The sequence below is a fragment of the Stenotrophomonas sp. YJH_SMC_82 genome, assembly GCF_059368875.1.
Map to the genome: position 1 here is coordinate 16867 of NZ_JCAFSE010000005.1, position 13141 is coordinate 30007.

The 13141-nt window shown below is 69.0% G+C and carries 12 protein-coding genes; 6 read left to right on the forward strand and 6 right to left on the reverse strand.

All coding sequences use genetic code 11. The features are described 5' to 3' along the window. Positions 1–242: 242 nt before the first annotated feature. The 3 genes from AC5P53_RS17565 to coaBC are packed head-to-tail and all read right to left on the reverse strand — an operon-like array spanning position 243 to position 4363. The gene (locus tag AC5P53_RS17565; protein WP_241887740.1) at positions 243–2591 is read right to left on the reverse strand and encodes a phosphomannomutase/phosphoglucomutase; all 2349 of its coding nucleotides are present in this window, start codon (positions 2589–2591) and stop codon (positions 243–245) included. A 12-nt stretch (positions 2592–2603) separates the two neighbouring features. Continuing rightward, a complete protein-coding gene (dut, locus tag AC5P53_RS17570; RefSeq protein ID WP_014035700.1) occupies positions 2604–3077 on the reverse strand; it encodes a dUTP diphosphatase in 474 nt (157 codons plus the stop codon). After that, positions 3074–4363, reverse strand: a complete 1290-nt coding sequence (gene coaBC, locus AC5P53_RS17575) for a bifunctional phosphopantothenoylcysteine decarboxylase/phosphopantothenate--cysteine ligase CoaBC (protein WP_241887741.1) — start codon at positions 4361–4363, stop codon at positions 3074–3076. Before coaBC ends, dut begins: the two co-directional genes overlap by 4 nt. A gap of 199 nt (positions 4364–4562) precedes the next feature. On the opposite strand from coaBC, the gene AC5P53_RS17580 reads away from it, so the two are divergent. From AC5P53_RS17580 to AC5P53_RS17595, 4 genes are all read left to right on the forward strand, one after another. Further along, positions 4563–5189 carry a response regulator gene (locus tag AC5P53_RS17580; RefSeq protein WP_014645666.1) on the forward strand — a complete coding sequence of 209 codons (627 nt, stop codon included), beginning with the start codon at positions 4563–4565 and terminating at the stop codon, positions 5187–5189. Between the two features lie 70 nt (positions 5190–5259). Beyond that, complete coding sequence (gene radC / locus AC5P53_RS17585; RefSeq protein ID WP_014035697.1) at positions 5260–5964, forward strand: RadC family protein; 705 nt, start codon at positions 5260–5262, stop codon at positions 5962–5964. A 112-nt stretch (positions 5965–6076) separates the two neighbouring features. Next, positions 6077–7765, forward strand: a complete 1689-nt coding sequence (gene argS / locus AC5P53_RS17590) for an arginine--tRNA ligase (RefSeq protein ID WP_032961431.1) — start codon at positions 6077–6079, stop codon at positions 7763–7765. Between the two features lie 21 nt (positions 7766–7786). Beyond that, positions 7787–8683: an SPOR domain-containing protein gene (locus tag AC5P53_RS17595; protein ID WP_032961433.1), complete on the forward strand. Its 897-nt coding sequence runs from the start codon at positions 7787–7789 to the stop codon at positions 8681–8683. An 89-nt stretch (positions 8684–8772) separates the two neighbouring features. On the opposite strand, the gene AC5P53_RS17600 is transcribed toward AC5P53_RS17595, so the two are convergent. Then, on the reverse strand, positions 8773–9525 hold the full coding sequence (locus AC5P53_RS17600; protein WP_014035694.1) for an SDR family NAD(P)-dependent oxidoreductase: 753 nt from the start codon (positions 9523–9525) through the stop codon (positions 8773–8775). Between the two features lie 160 nt (positions 9526–9685). Between AC5P53_RS17600 and AC5P53_RS17605 the strand changes: the two genes are divergently transcribed. Continuing rightward, positions 9686–10153 (forward strand): YehS family protein, encoded by a 468-nt coding sequence (locus tag AC5P53_RS17605; protein ID WP_014645662.1) that lies wholly within the window; start codon positions 9686–9688, stop codon positions 10151–10153. On the opposite strand, the gene AC5P53_RS17610 is transcribed toward AC5P53_RS17605, so the two are convergent. Then, positions 10122–11009: a LysR family transcriptional regulator gene (locus tag AC5P53_RS17610; protein ID WP_241887742.1), complete on the reverse strand. Its 888-nt coding sequence runs from the start codon at positions 11007–11009 to the stop codon at positions 10122–10124. The two genes, AC5P53_RS17605 and AC5P53_RS17610, sit on opposite strands and share 32 nt — an antisense overlap. A gap of 143 nt (positions 11010–11152) precedes the next feature. On the opposite strand from AC5P53_RS17610, the gene AC5P53_RS17615 reads away from it, so the two are divergent. Further along, positions 11153–12301: an MFS transporter gene (locus AC5P53_RS17615; protein WP_414612074.1), complete on the forward strand. Its 1149-nt coding sequence runs from the start codon at positions 11153–11155 to the stop codon at positions 12299–12301. Here the strand turns inward: AC5P53_RS17615 and AC5P53_RS17620 are convergent. After that, positions 12298–13026 carry a TorF family putative porin gene (locus AC5P53_RS17620; protein ID WP_241887743.1) on the reverse strand — a complete coding sequence of 243 codons (729 nt, stop codon included), beginning with the start codon at positions 13024–13026 and terminating at the stop codon, positions 12298–12300. The two genes, AC5P53_RS17615 and AC5P53_RS17620, sit on opposite strands and share 4 nt — an antisense overlap. Positions 13027–13141: the final 115 nt, after the last annotated feature.

Below are 13141 nucleotides of genomic sequence, written 5' to 3' on the forward strand. Positions count from 1 at the left end.
GGTTGCGGGGGCGTGAGCCGCATGGATGCGGCGACCGAGCTTACATGGGTGAGGGCGCTTTGCTTGCGAAGCACTGCTTCGCAAGCGCCCGAACGCCCAGCCGCCAGCGGCTGGGCCGGGCCCCGGAGGGGGACTTGCAGCGTCCCCCGTAACCGGACCCACCCCGCATCCCACGGATAGCCGGCCTTTGACGTTGACGTTGACGTTGATTCGGCGGGTGCCGGGCGCCGCCCGGCCCCACCTCAGAACCCCAGCGGGGTGTCGCCCAGCACCGGCTGCAGCTGGCTGCGGAACAAGGCCTTGATGCGCTCCAGTGCGGCATCGTCGTTGCCTTCGAAGCGCAGCACCAGCACCGGCGTGGTGTTGGAGGCGCGCACCAGGCCCCAGCCATCGGCGAAGTCCACGCGCAGGCCATCGATGGTCGACAGGCGGCCCCCCACATACGGGTTGTCCGGCGACTGCGCCGCCGCCACCAGCATCGCCACCAGCGCATGCGGCGTCCCGTCGGCCACCGCTACCTTCAGCTCCGGCGTGGCGACCATTTCCGGCAGTTCGCCCAGCACTTCGTCCGGGGTCTCCTCGCGCTGGGCCAGGATCTCCAGCAGGCGCGCAGCGGCGTACAGGCCGTCGTCGAAACCGAACCAGCGTTCCTTGAAGAAGAAGTGGCCGCTCATCTCACCGGCCAGCTCGGCATCGGTCTCGCGCATCTTCGCCTTCATCAGCGAATGCCCGGTCTTCCACATCAGCGGGCTGCCACCGTTGCGCAGCACATGGTCGGACAGCTTGCCGGTGCACTTGACGTCGTAGATCACCATCGCGCCCGGATTGCGCATCAGCACGTCGGCAGCGAACAGCATCAGCAGGCGGTCGGCATAGATGATCCTGCCTTCGCCGGTGACCACGCCCAACCGGTCGCCGTCGCCATCGAAGGCTACGCCGAGGTCCGCGCCGAAGCGCTTGACCGTCTGCACCAGGTCTTCCAGGTTGGCCGGCTCGCTCGGGTCGGGATGATGGTTGGGGAAGGTGCCATCGACATCGCAGTACAGCGGAATGACGTCGGCGCCGATTGCTTCCAGCAGCTGCGGGGCCAGTGCGCCGGCCACGCCATTGCCGGCATCGGCCACGACCTTCAGCGGACGGTCCAGCTGCACGTCATCGGCGATGCGCTGGATGTAGTCGGCACTGACATCGCGCTGCTGGTAGTCACCCGGCTCGGCGGACTGCACCAGGCGGCCCTCGACGATGCGCTGGTTGAGGTCGGTGATCGCATCGCCGGACAGCGTCTCGCCGCCGATCACCACCTTGAAGCCGTTGTACTCGGGCGGGTTGTGGCTGCCGGTGACCGCCACGCAGGTGCCGGTACGCAGATGGAAGGCGGCGTAGTACACGAGCGGGGTCGGCGCCAGGCCGATGTCGATCACCGCGCAGCCGGCACGGCGCAGGCCCTCGGCCAGCCCGGCCGTCAGCTCGGGTCCGGACAGGCGGCCATCGCGCCCGATCACCACCTCGCGCAGGCCCTGCTCCAGTGCCACGGTGCCGATGGCCTGGCCGATCAGCGCCGCGGTCTTCGGTGTCAGTTCGCTGCCCACCATGCCGCGGATGTCATAGGCGCGGAAGATGCCGGCGGCCAGCTCTTCGGCAGGCACCGGCGGTGGCGGCGGTGGCGTGGCATCGCCACTGCCGGTCACGGCGGCCACCGGTGGCGGCGCCTGCTGCAGGCTCTCGCTCAGGGTCGGGCCATGGTCGGCCTCGGACGCGGCGGCGCGGCGCGGCAACGGCAGCGACTTCGGCAGCCGGTCGCGCCCCACCACCAGCAACACGGCAATGAACGCCAGCAGCAACGCCACAATGGCGCTGGCCAGCGCGCCCAGGCCGAGCGGACCGGCCTCGACATTCGGCACCGACGCGACCAGCCGCAACGGCGTGCCTGCAACCGGGCGCGCCAGCGCTTCCGCGCTTTCGGCCAGGCTCGGGTCGCCCTGGGTGACCAGATCGAATGCTCCCTGGCGCAGGCCGAGGAAGCCGGCGGACGGCGCGCTGACCTGGTCGAGCGGCGACGTCAGCCGCAGCAGCGGTTGGCGGACATAGATGACGGCCGGCCCCAGGCTGCCCAGCTGCACCGGCGCGGCCAGGCCCAGGCGGTTGCCGCCGCCGTCGCGGACCACGCGCAGGCTTGGCCTGGCCTCGGCCAGCGCCGCTTCCAGCAGCGCCAGGCGGGAATACCCGAAGGTGGCCGGATCGGCATAGGCGTTGGCCAGATCGGCCGCCAGCACCTCGACCTGCTCGACTCCGGTCCAGCTCTCGCGAACGGCCAGCGCCGCCGCAGCGGCGTCGCCGGCCTGCAGCGCCTGCTGCACGCGATCGTTCTTCAACTGCTGCTGCAGCTGCTGCAACTGGCCCGCAGCAGCCTGCTGCAGGCCCTGCACGGCCTGGTCACGCGCCTCTTCCAGCGCCTGCCCGTTGGCCTCCTGCCGCCATTGCTGCACCGCGCTCCATCCGAACCAGCCGGCCAACAGGATCAACAGCACCCCCAGTAGAGGTGCACTGCGACCCAACGACCGTCCCCGCTGTCCTTCCCCGATGCCGCTCATCGATGTCCCCTGTCAACGCACCCCGGTATGGCCGAATCCACCCGCGCCCCGCACGCTGTCGGTGAAAGTATCCACTACCTGCAGGCTGACGCGGGCGATCGGAACCACCACCAGCTGCGCGATGCGATCGCCCGGCTCGATGGTGAAGGCCTCGCGGCCACGGTTCCAGACGCTGATCAGCAGCGGCCCCTGGTAGTCGGCATCGATCAGGCCGGTGCCGTTGCCCAGCACGATGCCATGCCGATGGCCCAGCCCGGAACGCGGCAGGATCACCGCGCACAGGTTCGGGTCGGCAATATGGATGGCCAGGCCGCTGGGCACCAGCGCGGTGTCGCCCGGCTGCAGGGTCAGCGCGGTATCCAGCGCCGCGCGCAGGTCCATGCCGGCACTGGCCTCGGTGGCATAGGCCGGCAGCGGCCAGCTGTCGCCGAAGCGCGGATCGAGCAGCTTGACCTGCAGCGGGTGGGAAGTGGATGCCTGGGTCATGCCTGGAGTCTCCGCGCGATCAGCGCCAGCAGTTGTTCGGCCAGTTCGCGCTTGGAAGTGGCCGGGAATACCTGTTCACCGTCCTGCCAGAAGGCCGTGGCGGCATTGTTGTCGCTCTCGAAACCGCCGCCACTGATGCCGACCTGGTTGGCGATCACCAGGTCCAGGCGCTTGTCGACCAGTTTGCCGCGCGCGTATTTCTCCACGTCGTGGGTCTCGGCGGCGAAGCCGACCACCAGCTTCAGCGACTGCGTCTGTGCAGCGACTTCGGCGAGGATGTCCGGCGTGCGCACCAGTTCGATCACCAGCGACTGGCTGTCGGCGGTCTTCTTCAGCTTCTGCGCGGCGACCTGGCGCGGCGTGTAGTCGGACACCGCGGCGGCACCGATATAGATGTCGGCGGGCAGCGACTTCAGTACGGCATCGCGCATCTGCGCGGCCGAGCGCACGTCGATACGCTGCACGCCCGGCGGCGTCGGCAGCTGTACCGGACCGCTGACCAGCACCACCTGCGCGCCCAGCGCGGCAGCAGCGGCGGCCAGGGCAAAGCCCATCTTGCCGCTGCTGCGGTTGCCGACGTAACGCACCGGATCGATGTCTTCGTAGGTCGGGCCGGCACTGATCAGCAGGCGCAGCCCCTGCAGGGCACGGGTTTCCGCCGCGGCAACCGTCGCAGCGGCGCCGCCATTGGCGGCCAGCGCGGCCACGATGTCGCCGGGTTCGGCCAGCCGGCCGGGACCGGATTCACCTTCGGCCAGCGGGCCATCGACCGGGCCGATCACCTGCGCACCACGCTGGCGCAGCAGGGCGATGTTGGCCTGGGTGGCCGGATGCAGCCACATGCGATGGTTCATCGCCGGGCAGATCGTCAGCGGTGCGGTGCTGGCCAGGCACAGGGTGCTGACCAGGTCATCGGCATGGCCCTGGGCCAGCCGGGCCAGCAGATCGGCGGTTCCCGGCGCGACCACGATGCGGTCCGCCCAGCGGGCCAGCTCGATGTGGCCCATGGCCTGTTCGGCGGCGCTGTCCCACAGCGTGGTGCGGGTCGGCTGCCCGGACAGGGCCTGGAAACTGAGGGGGGTGACGAACTGCTGGGCGCCGGCGGTCATCGCCACCTGCACCTGGGCGCCCGCATCACGCAGGCGTCGCACCAGTTCCAGGGCCTTGTAGGCCGCGATCCCGCCTCCGACGCACAACAGCAGTTTCTGGCCTTCCAGCGCGCGGCCGGGCGCGGGGGAAGCGTTGGGGGAGTCAGCCACCTGGAATTCCTGTGCAAACGAGGGCATTAGCTTACCCGATGGTCGGTAATGTCCCGGTGCACAGCGCACATAGCGGGCAGCTATCAGCAGATGGGACTTGCACCACAGCGCTTCCGGGGTTCAAGACACTGCGATTCGGAACTTTCCTATACCTGTAGGCCGGCCACGTTTGCAGAATCGTCAGTGGCCGCCGCAGGTGTGCCGCTTCGCTTTTCGAGGATTCCGCGTGCACCCGCGCATCATCATCGCCGACGACCATCCCGTCGTCCTGCATGGCATCCGCATCGTGCTGCAGACCCACCTGATGGAGGTCGTCGGCAGCGCGCGTGACGGCGCCGAGCTGCTGCAGCTGGTCGAGCACCACGGCTGCGACGCGGTGCTGACCGACCTCTCCATGCCGGGCACCGGCCCGGATGGCCCGGAACTGATCGCTGAACTGCGCGCACGCCACCCGCGCATGCCCGTGGTGGTGCTTACCGGCGCCCGCCACCCCGGCCTGCTCGATGGCCTGCTGCGTGAGGGTGTCAGCGGCCTGGTCGACAAGTGCGCCGATTTCGGCGAGTTGCCGCAGGCCCTGAACGCGGCCATGGCAGGGCAGGTGTTCGTCTCGCAGCAGCTGCGCCACCACCTGCAGGCGCGCGACCTGATGTTCGCGCGCGAACCGGCGGCGCTGTCCGCCCGCGAACAGGAAGTGCTGGACCTGTTGGCCGCCGGGCTGAAAGTGAACGCCATCGCCGTCCACTGCGGCCGCAGCCCCAAGACGATCAGCCGGCAGAAGGCCGAGGCCAAGCGCAAGCTGGGGCTGCAGAACAACCAGGAGCTGTTCGCCTACCTGCAGTCGCGACGCGACTGAGGCAACGGCCGACCCGGGCATGCGTCCTGCCCTGATGGGCCGCATCGCCCCCACTGGCGATGATGCAGGCATGCCCATCCACGACTGGCCCGAACAGGAACGTCCCCGCGAGAAGCTGATCGCACGCGGCCCCGCCACGCTGTCCGACGCAGAACTGCTGGCACTGTTCCTCGGCTCCGGCTTCGGTGGACGCGATGCGGTGCAGACCGCGCGCGACCTGCTGCAGGCGCACGGTCCCCTGCGTGTGCTGCTGGACCGCCCGGCCCGCGAGCTGGCCCGGTTGCCGGGGCTGGGCCCTGCTCGAAGCTGTGCACTGGCCGCCGGGCTGGAACTGGCCCACCGCTATCTGGCGGCCGAACTTCAGCAGGGCGAGGCCGTCGGCAACAACCCGGCTGCGGTCGGCCGCTATCTGCAGCACCGCCTGCGCGGCCAGGCCCGCGAGATCTTCATGGCGCTGTTCCTGGACAACCGCCACCGCCTGATCGCCTGCGAAGAACTGTTCCAGGGCACCATCAATGCCGCCCCGGTCTATCCCCGCGAGGTGGTGCGTCGAGCCCTGCTGCACAATGCGGCAGCGGTGATCCTCAGCCACAATCATCCTTCCGGCGACCCCGAGCCCTCCGGCGCCGACACCCGCATCACCGATGAACTGCAGCAGGCGCTGGCACTGGTGGACGTGCGCCTGCTCGACCACTTCGTCGTCGGCGAGGGCCGCCCCGTTTCATTTGCTGAACGGGGCCTGCTGTCCCCGCCCCAGCCGCGCCTGTTCGGCTGAACGGCCCTGGTCAGGGCCGGGCGGGCGCCCCGCAGGCATGTCCTGGTCAGCGTGGGCGCGGGCATCTGCGCTAAAATGGGCGATTCCGCCGCTCATTCTCACAGCAGGCCTCGTGAAAAATCTCCTCCGCGCCCTGATCAGCCAAGGCATCGAAGCCTTGCGCGCCAATGGCACCCTGCCCGCCGACTCCCTGCCGCCGGACTTCGTGGTCGAGCGCCCGAAGACCCGTGACCACGGCGACTTCGCCACCAACGCCGCGATGCTGCTGGCCAAGGCCGCGCGCAGCAATCCGCGCGCACTGGCACAGGCGCTGGTCGAGGCGCTGCCGCGCAGCGAGGACGTCAGCAAGGTCGAGATCGCCGGCCCCGGCTTCATCAACTTCCATCTGGCCCCGGCCGCGTACCAGCGCGAAACCGCCTCGGTCATCAAGGAAGCCCACGACTACGGCCGCAACCTGTCCGGCAATGGCCGCACGGTGGGCGTGGAGTATGTGTCGGCCAACCCGACCGGCCCGCTGCATGTCGGCCATGGCCGCGCAGCGGCGATCGGCGACTGCGTGGCCCGCGTGCTCGATGCCAACGGCTGGAACGCCAAGCGCGAGTTCTACTACAACGACGCTGGCGTGCAGATCGAGAACCTGGCGCTGTCCACCCAGGCGCGGATCAAGGGCATCGCACCCGATCAGGACGGCTGGCCGGAAGGCGGCTACCGCGGTGAGTACATCGCCGATGTCGCCCGCGCCTACATGGCCGGTGCCAGCGTCGACCTGGAAGGCAGCACCGTGGTCGGCGCCAAGGATCCGGACGATATGCAGGCAATCCGCCGCTTCGCCGTGGCCTACCTGCGCAACGAGCAGAACCTGGACCTGGCCGCGTTCGGTGTCGACTTCGACATCTACTTCCTGGAAAGCTCGCTGTACGCCGACGGCAAGGTTGCCGAAGCGGTGGCCAAGCTGCAGGCGTCCGGCCACACCTATGAGGAAGGCGGCGCGCTGTGGCTGCGCAGCACCGACTTCGGTGACGACAAGGACCGCGTGATGCGCAAGTCCGACGGCACCTTCACCTACTTCGTGCCGGACGTGGCCTACCACCTGTCCAAGTGGCAGCGCGGCTACGAGCGCGCGATCACCGAACTGGGCGCCGACCATCACGGCTCGCTGGCGCGCGTGCGCGCCGGCCTGCAGGCGATGGAAGTGGGCATCCCGCAGGGCTGGCCGGAATACGTGCTGCACCAGATGGTCACGGTCATGCGCGGCGGCGAGGAAGTGAAGCTGTCCAAGCGTGCCGGCAGCTACTTCACCCTGCGCGACCTGATCGAAGAAGCCGGCCGCGATGCGACCCGCTGGTTCCTGATCGCGCGCAAGCCCGATTCGCAGCTGACCTTCGACATCGACCTGGCGCGCCAGCAGAGCAACGACAATCCGGTGTTCTACGTGCAGTACGCGCACGCCCGTGTCTGCAGCCTGCTGCGCCAGGCGCAGGAAAAGGGCCTGGTGTACGAGCAGGGCAATGGCCTGGCCAACCTTGGCCACCTGGCCGACGATGCCTCGCTGCTGTTGATGAACGAGATCTCGCGCTATCCGGAAGTGGTGGAAGCGGCCGGCGTGGCGCTGGAGCCGCACCTGGTGGCGCAGTACCTGCGTGAATTGGCGCATGCCTTCCACACGTGGTATCACGGGACGCCGGTGCTGGTGGAAGACGCCGCCGATCGCAACGCCAAGCTGACCCTGGCCTGCGCGGCGCGCCAGGTGCTGGCCAACGGCCTTGAACTCCTGGGCGTGAGCGCCCCGGAAAAAATGTAAGCATCAGGAGACGCAGTACACATGGCAGCACGACGCGGCAAAACCCAGGCACGACGCAACAGCAGCAGCCAGGGCACACCCGGATGGGTGTGGCTGGTGGCCGGTGTGGCGATCGCCGCCGTGGTGTTCCTGGCGGCGCCGAACCTGTTCAAGGGCGAAGGCGACGGCTTCCTGCGCGCCGGTCCGCAGCCGAACCCGAACGCGCAGCCGGCCCCGGTTGCTGATGCAGACAGCGATGTCGGCAGCCAGCCAGCCGCGCAGCCGGCCACGCCGAAGCCGGCCGAACCGGAGAAGCCCGCGGCGACGCAGTACGACTTCTACACCCTGCTGCCGGGCAAGGAAGTGGAAATGTCCGACGCCGAACTGGCCGCCAGCGCGCGTGCCGAGGACCAGCGCCGGGCCAAGGCCGAAGCGTCGCGCGCGCAGGCCGCGCTGGAGGGCAAGCCGGTGCCGCCGGCGAGCACGGCCACGCCGGCACCGACCGCAACGGCCAGCGTCGCCAGCACCGCACCGGTGACCGCGAGCAACCGTCCGCTGCCGGCACCGCTGAGCGAGCGCCCGGCCGCGGCAACGCCGCCGGCCAGCACCGCACCGGCGTCGACCAGCACGGCCGCCGCCCCCGCGCCGCGCGCGGAAGCCGCGCCCACCGCGCCGGCGACCACTGCCGCACCGGCGCCCGCCGACAACGCGCGCTACATCCTGCAGGCAGGTGCCTTCGGTGCGTCCGGCGACGCCGAAGCCACCAAGGCCAAGCTGGCCATGATGGGCCTGGCGGCACGCGTGGAGTCGGCGCAGATCAACGGCAAGACCGTGTATCGCGTGCGCATGGGGCCGTACGGCAGCGCCGGCGAACTGTCTGAAGCGAAGCAGAAGCTGGATGGCACCGGCCTGCAGGCGATGGCCATCAAGGCGCAGTGACGTTCTGCGGGACTGCATGAAGAAAGCCGGGCATTGCCCGGCTTTTTTGTTTCTGCCGAGTCGAGCATGGCTCGACTCCACACACGGCGTCAGCCCTCGCGGGCGACCTGGAACCCGGCGAAGGACTGGCTGACCGGCATCAGCTCCAGGCGATTGATGTTCAGGTGCGGTGGCAGCGTGGCCACCCAGAAGATCTGTTCGGCGATGTCTTCGGCGGTCATCGGATTGGCACCGCTGTACAGCTTGTCCGATGCATTCTGGTCGCCATGGGTGCGGACCACGGTGAACTCGGTCTCGGCCATGCCCGGCTCGATCGTGGTCACGCGCACGCCGGTGCCGTGCAGGTCCGAACGCAGGCCCAGCGAGAACTGGCTGACGAAGGCCTTGGTGCCTCCGTAGGCGTTGCCACCCGGGTACGGGTAGACGCCGGCCACCGACGAGATGTTGATGATCGCGCCCTTGCGCTCCACCAGCTGCGGCAGCAGGCGGTGGGTCAGGGTCACCAGCGCGGTGATGTTGGTGTCGATCATCGTGGTCCAGTCCGACAGCCTGGCGCTCTGTGCCGGTGCGGTGCCCTGCGCCAGACCGGCGTTGTTGACCAGCAGGTCGATCTCGCCGAAGGCCGGCGGCAGCGCCAGCAGGGCCGCCTCCATCGCCACCGGATCGCGGATGTCGAAGGCGGCGGCGTGCACCACGTCCTTGCCATAGCGCTCGACCAGCGGTTGCAGGCGTTCGCCGCGGCGGCCGGTGGCGATCACTTTCCAGCCGGCCTGGGCGAAGCGGTGGACGGCGGCGGCGCCGAAGCCGGATGTGGCGCCGGTAATCAGGACAGTGCGGGTCATCAGGCAACTCCAGGGGGAAAACCAGATCTCCATTCTGGCACCGTCCGGCAGCACCCGTGTTGCCGGATCGGCCGGATCCGGGGTCAGATCCCTTTGCGGAGCAAAGGGATCTGACCCCGGCGGCGACCCCACGTGTCGGGGTGACCGGTACAATTGCGCCATGATCAACAATGATGTCCTGCGCAGCGTGCGCTACTCCCTGGACCTGGGTGACCAGCACGTGGTCACCCTGTGCCAGATGGCCGACCCGGCCTTCGCCGTGGATACCGAGCAGGTGAAGGCCTGGCTGCGCCGCGAGGACGAAGCCGGTTTCGAGGCGATGAACGACAGCGCACTGGCGCACTTCCTCGATGGCCTGATCGTGCACCTGCGCGGTCGCGACGAGAGCCAGCCGCAGCGTGCGGTGGAAACCCGCATCGACAACAACCTGGTGCTGAAGAAGCTGCGCGTGGCCTTCCAGCTGCGCGACGTGGACCTGATGGAGATCTTCGCCAGCGCCGGCTTCAACGTGTCCAAGTCGGAAGTCGGTGCGTTGTTCCGCCAGCCCGGGCACACCAACTACCGGCGCTGCCTGGACCAGATGCTGCGCAACTTCCTCAAGGGCCTGAGCCTGCGCCTGCGCGGCTGAGCACGGCCTCGACGAAGGCGCGCGCGGCCGGCGTCGGCAGCCGCTGCCAGACCAGGTGTACGCGCCGGGTCGGGGTCGGCTGCAGTGGAATCTGAACCACGCCCTGGAAACCTTCGGCGGTCAACGCCGGCACGATGCCGACCGCCAATCCGTGGCGGACGAAGCGCTCGACCAGTTCCATCAGGTTGACCTCGAAACGCACCGTGTGCGGCAGGCCAGCGGCGGCGAAGGCATCGTCGGTCTGCCGGCGCGCACCGGTACCGCGCGGGAAGTCGACCAGCGCTTCATCCTGCAGTGCGGTCAATGGCAACCGCGTGCGCCCGGCGAGCCGGTGCGACGGCGCCAGTACCGCTACCAGATCCTCCTCCTGCAGCACCTGGTGGCAGACGCCATCCAGCGCTGCCGACGGCGCCAGGCCGACCAGTGCCACATCCAGCGCGCGCGACTGCACCTGTGCGATCAGGTCTTCGCTCTTGTCCACGCGCAGCTGGAACTCCACCTGTGGGTGCACCCGCTGGAAGGCCGCCAGCATCGCCACGACGTCGATGTCGGTCAGCGAAGAAATCTGCCCGATGGCCAGCAGGCCACGCACTTCGCCACTGACGGCGGCCACGTCGGCGCGCAGGTGGCGCAGGCTGGCCAGCACCTGGCGTGCGTGCACCAGCAACGCCTCGCCGGCGGCGGTAGCCCGCACCTGGCGTGGCAGGCGCTCGAACAGTGTGGCACCCAGTTCCTGTTCCAGGTGGGCGATCTGGTGGCTGAGCGCGGACTGCACCACGTGGCAGCGCTCGGCGGCACGGGTGAAATTGCCCTCCTCGGCCAGGGCGACGGCAAACTCGAGCTGCTTGAGGTTCATCCAGCTATCTTGTTTTCAGATGACAAGGATGATGATGATTCATTTCCATCATGACCGCAGCAGGCGGACACTGTGCACCCCGCTTCCTGGAACACCGCGTGAGCCCCTCCCTTCCCCCTCTGCACCGCTGGCAGGTGCTGCTGATGTCGGTCGCCACCGGCGTGGCCGTGGCCAGCAACTACTATGCGCAACCGCTGCTGCACACCATCGCAGATGCCTTCGGCGTGCCGTTCGGCCAGGTCGGCATGGTGGTTACCGCAGCACAGCTGAGCTATGCCGCCGGACTGATCCTGCTGGTGCCACTGGGTGACCTGTTCGAGCGCCGCCGCTTGATCGTGGTGATGAGCCTGCTGTCGGCCGGTGGCCTGGTGATCAGTGCCTGCGCGCCGTCGCTGGCCTGGCTGCTGGTCGGGACCGCGATCACCGGACTGTTTTCGGTGGTGGCACAGGTGCTGGTGCCGTTCGCGGCCACGCTGGCCGCGCCGGAACATCGTGGCCGCGTGGTCGGCACGCTGATGAGTGGCCTGCTGCTGGGCATCCTGCTGGCGCGTACCGTGGCCGGCCTGCTTTCCAGCCTGGGTGACTGGCGCCTGGTGTATGCCATCGCTGCCGGCACCCTGGTGCTGACCGCACTGGCATTGCAGCGCGGCCTGCCGCGATTCCACCACAGCGCCGGCCTGGGCTATTTCGCCTTGCTGCGCTCGATCTGCGTGCTGTTCGTGCAGGAGCCGGTGCTGCGCCAGCGCACCCTGCTGGGTGCCTGCAGCTTTGCCATGTTCGCGATTTTCTGGACCCCGCTCGCGTTCCTGCTGGCGCAGCCACCTTACGCCTACAGCGATGCCACCATCGGCCTGTTCGGGCTGGTCGGTGCAGCCGGCACGCTGGCGGCCGGCCTGGCCGGGCGCATGTCCGACCGCGGCCAGACCGGACGCGCCACTGCCATCGCGCTGGTGCTGTTGCTGCTGTCGTGGCTGCCACTGGGGCTGTCGGCCCACTCGCTGCTGGCGCTGCTGATCGGCGTGGTGGTGCTGGACCTGGCCGCACAGCTGCTGCACGTCAGCAACCAGAACCTGATCTATGCGCTGCAGCCCGCGGCGCGCAACCGCCTCAATGCCGGCTACATGACCGGCTACTTCATCGGCGGCTCGCTGGGTTCGCTGCTGTCGGCGCAGGTCTACCAGCGCTACGGTTGGACCGGCGTCTGCGTGGCCGGTGCCGCCGTGGCCGTGCTGGCCCTGCTGCTGTGGCTGCCCGGCGCGCTGCGCGCGCGCCAGGCGGCATCGTCGAACTAGAAGCTGCCCTGCAGCGCCAGCTCCCAGCGTCCACCGGCATTGCCCGGGAACAGTCGCTTGGCCGCGCTGTCGGTGTCATGCACGGTGGCGCGCAGCTCCCATGCCGGAGTCAGCGTGGCAATGGCACTGAGCTGGCCATGCAGGTAATCCGGGCCCTGCGCGGTGGCCAGCCAGTACTGGCCCATCGCTGCTTCCAGGCGGACGCGTTCGTGCAGCGGCACACGCACGCCCAGCTGGGCATAGGTTCCGCGATGGCCACCGGCCAACGCATCGTTGGAATGCGCGACCTGCAGCCAGGCGCGCTGCTTCCAGGTCACGTTGGTGTTGAGTTCGGTCCAGTCCAGCGCACGACCGGTACCCGGATACACATAGCGGGTCAGGTTCGCATCCAGCGTCCAGTCCGGTGCCAGCGCGCCGGACCAGCCCGCCACCAGGTCGAACTCGCTGCGCGCGCCATTGTCCGGCTTGAACGAGACGTTGGACCCCCACACGCTGGCGTACCAGCCCGATGGGATCGAGATCTTCGCGCCGGCCTGCACCGCCGGGTCACCATCGCTCTGCGAGCTGCCGCGCCACACGTAGTCACTGGTCAAGGCCGCACTGCCACTGACCTGCACCTGTGCCTGCGCGCTGCCCATGCCAAGCAGCCCTGCCAGGGCGGCCACCACCGCCGCCATCATCCCCTTGCTGTTCACTGCACTGTGTTCCTCGTCGAAGGCGGTCATGCCGCCGGGACGGCAGTGTCCAGCGCGTGGCCGTAACGGATCGAGGGTGCGGCCCGGGCCGCGGCGCAAATTCGGCGTAAATCCCGTGGATCGGGGCCATGCGCCAGCGGCGCGG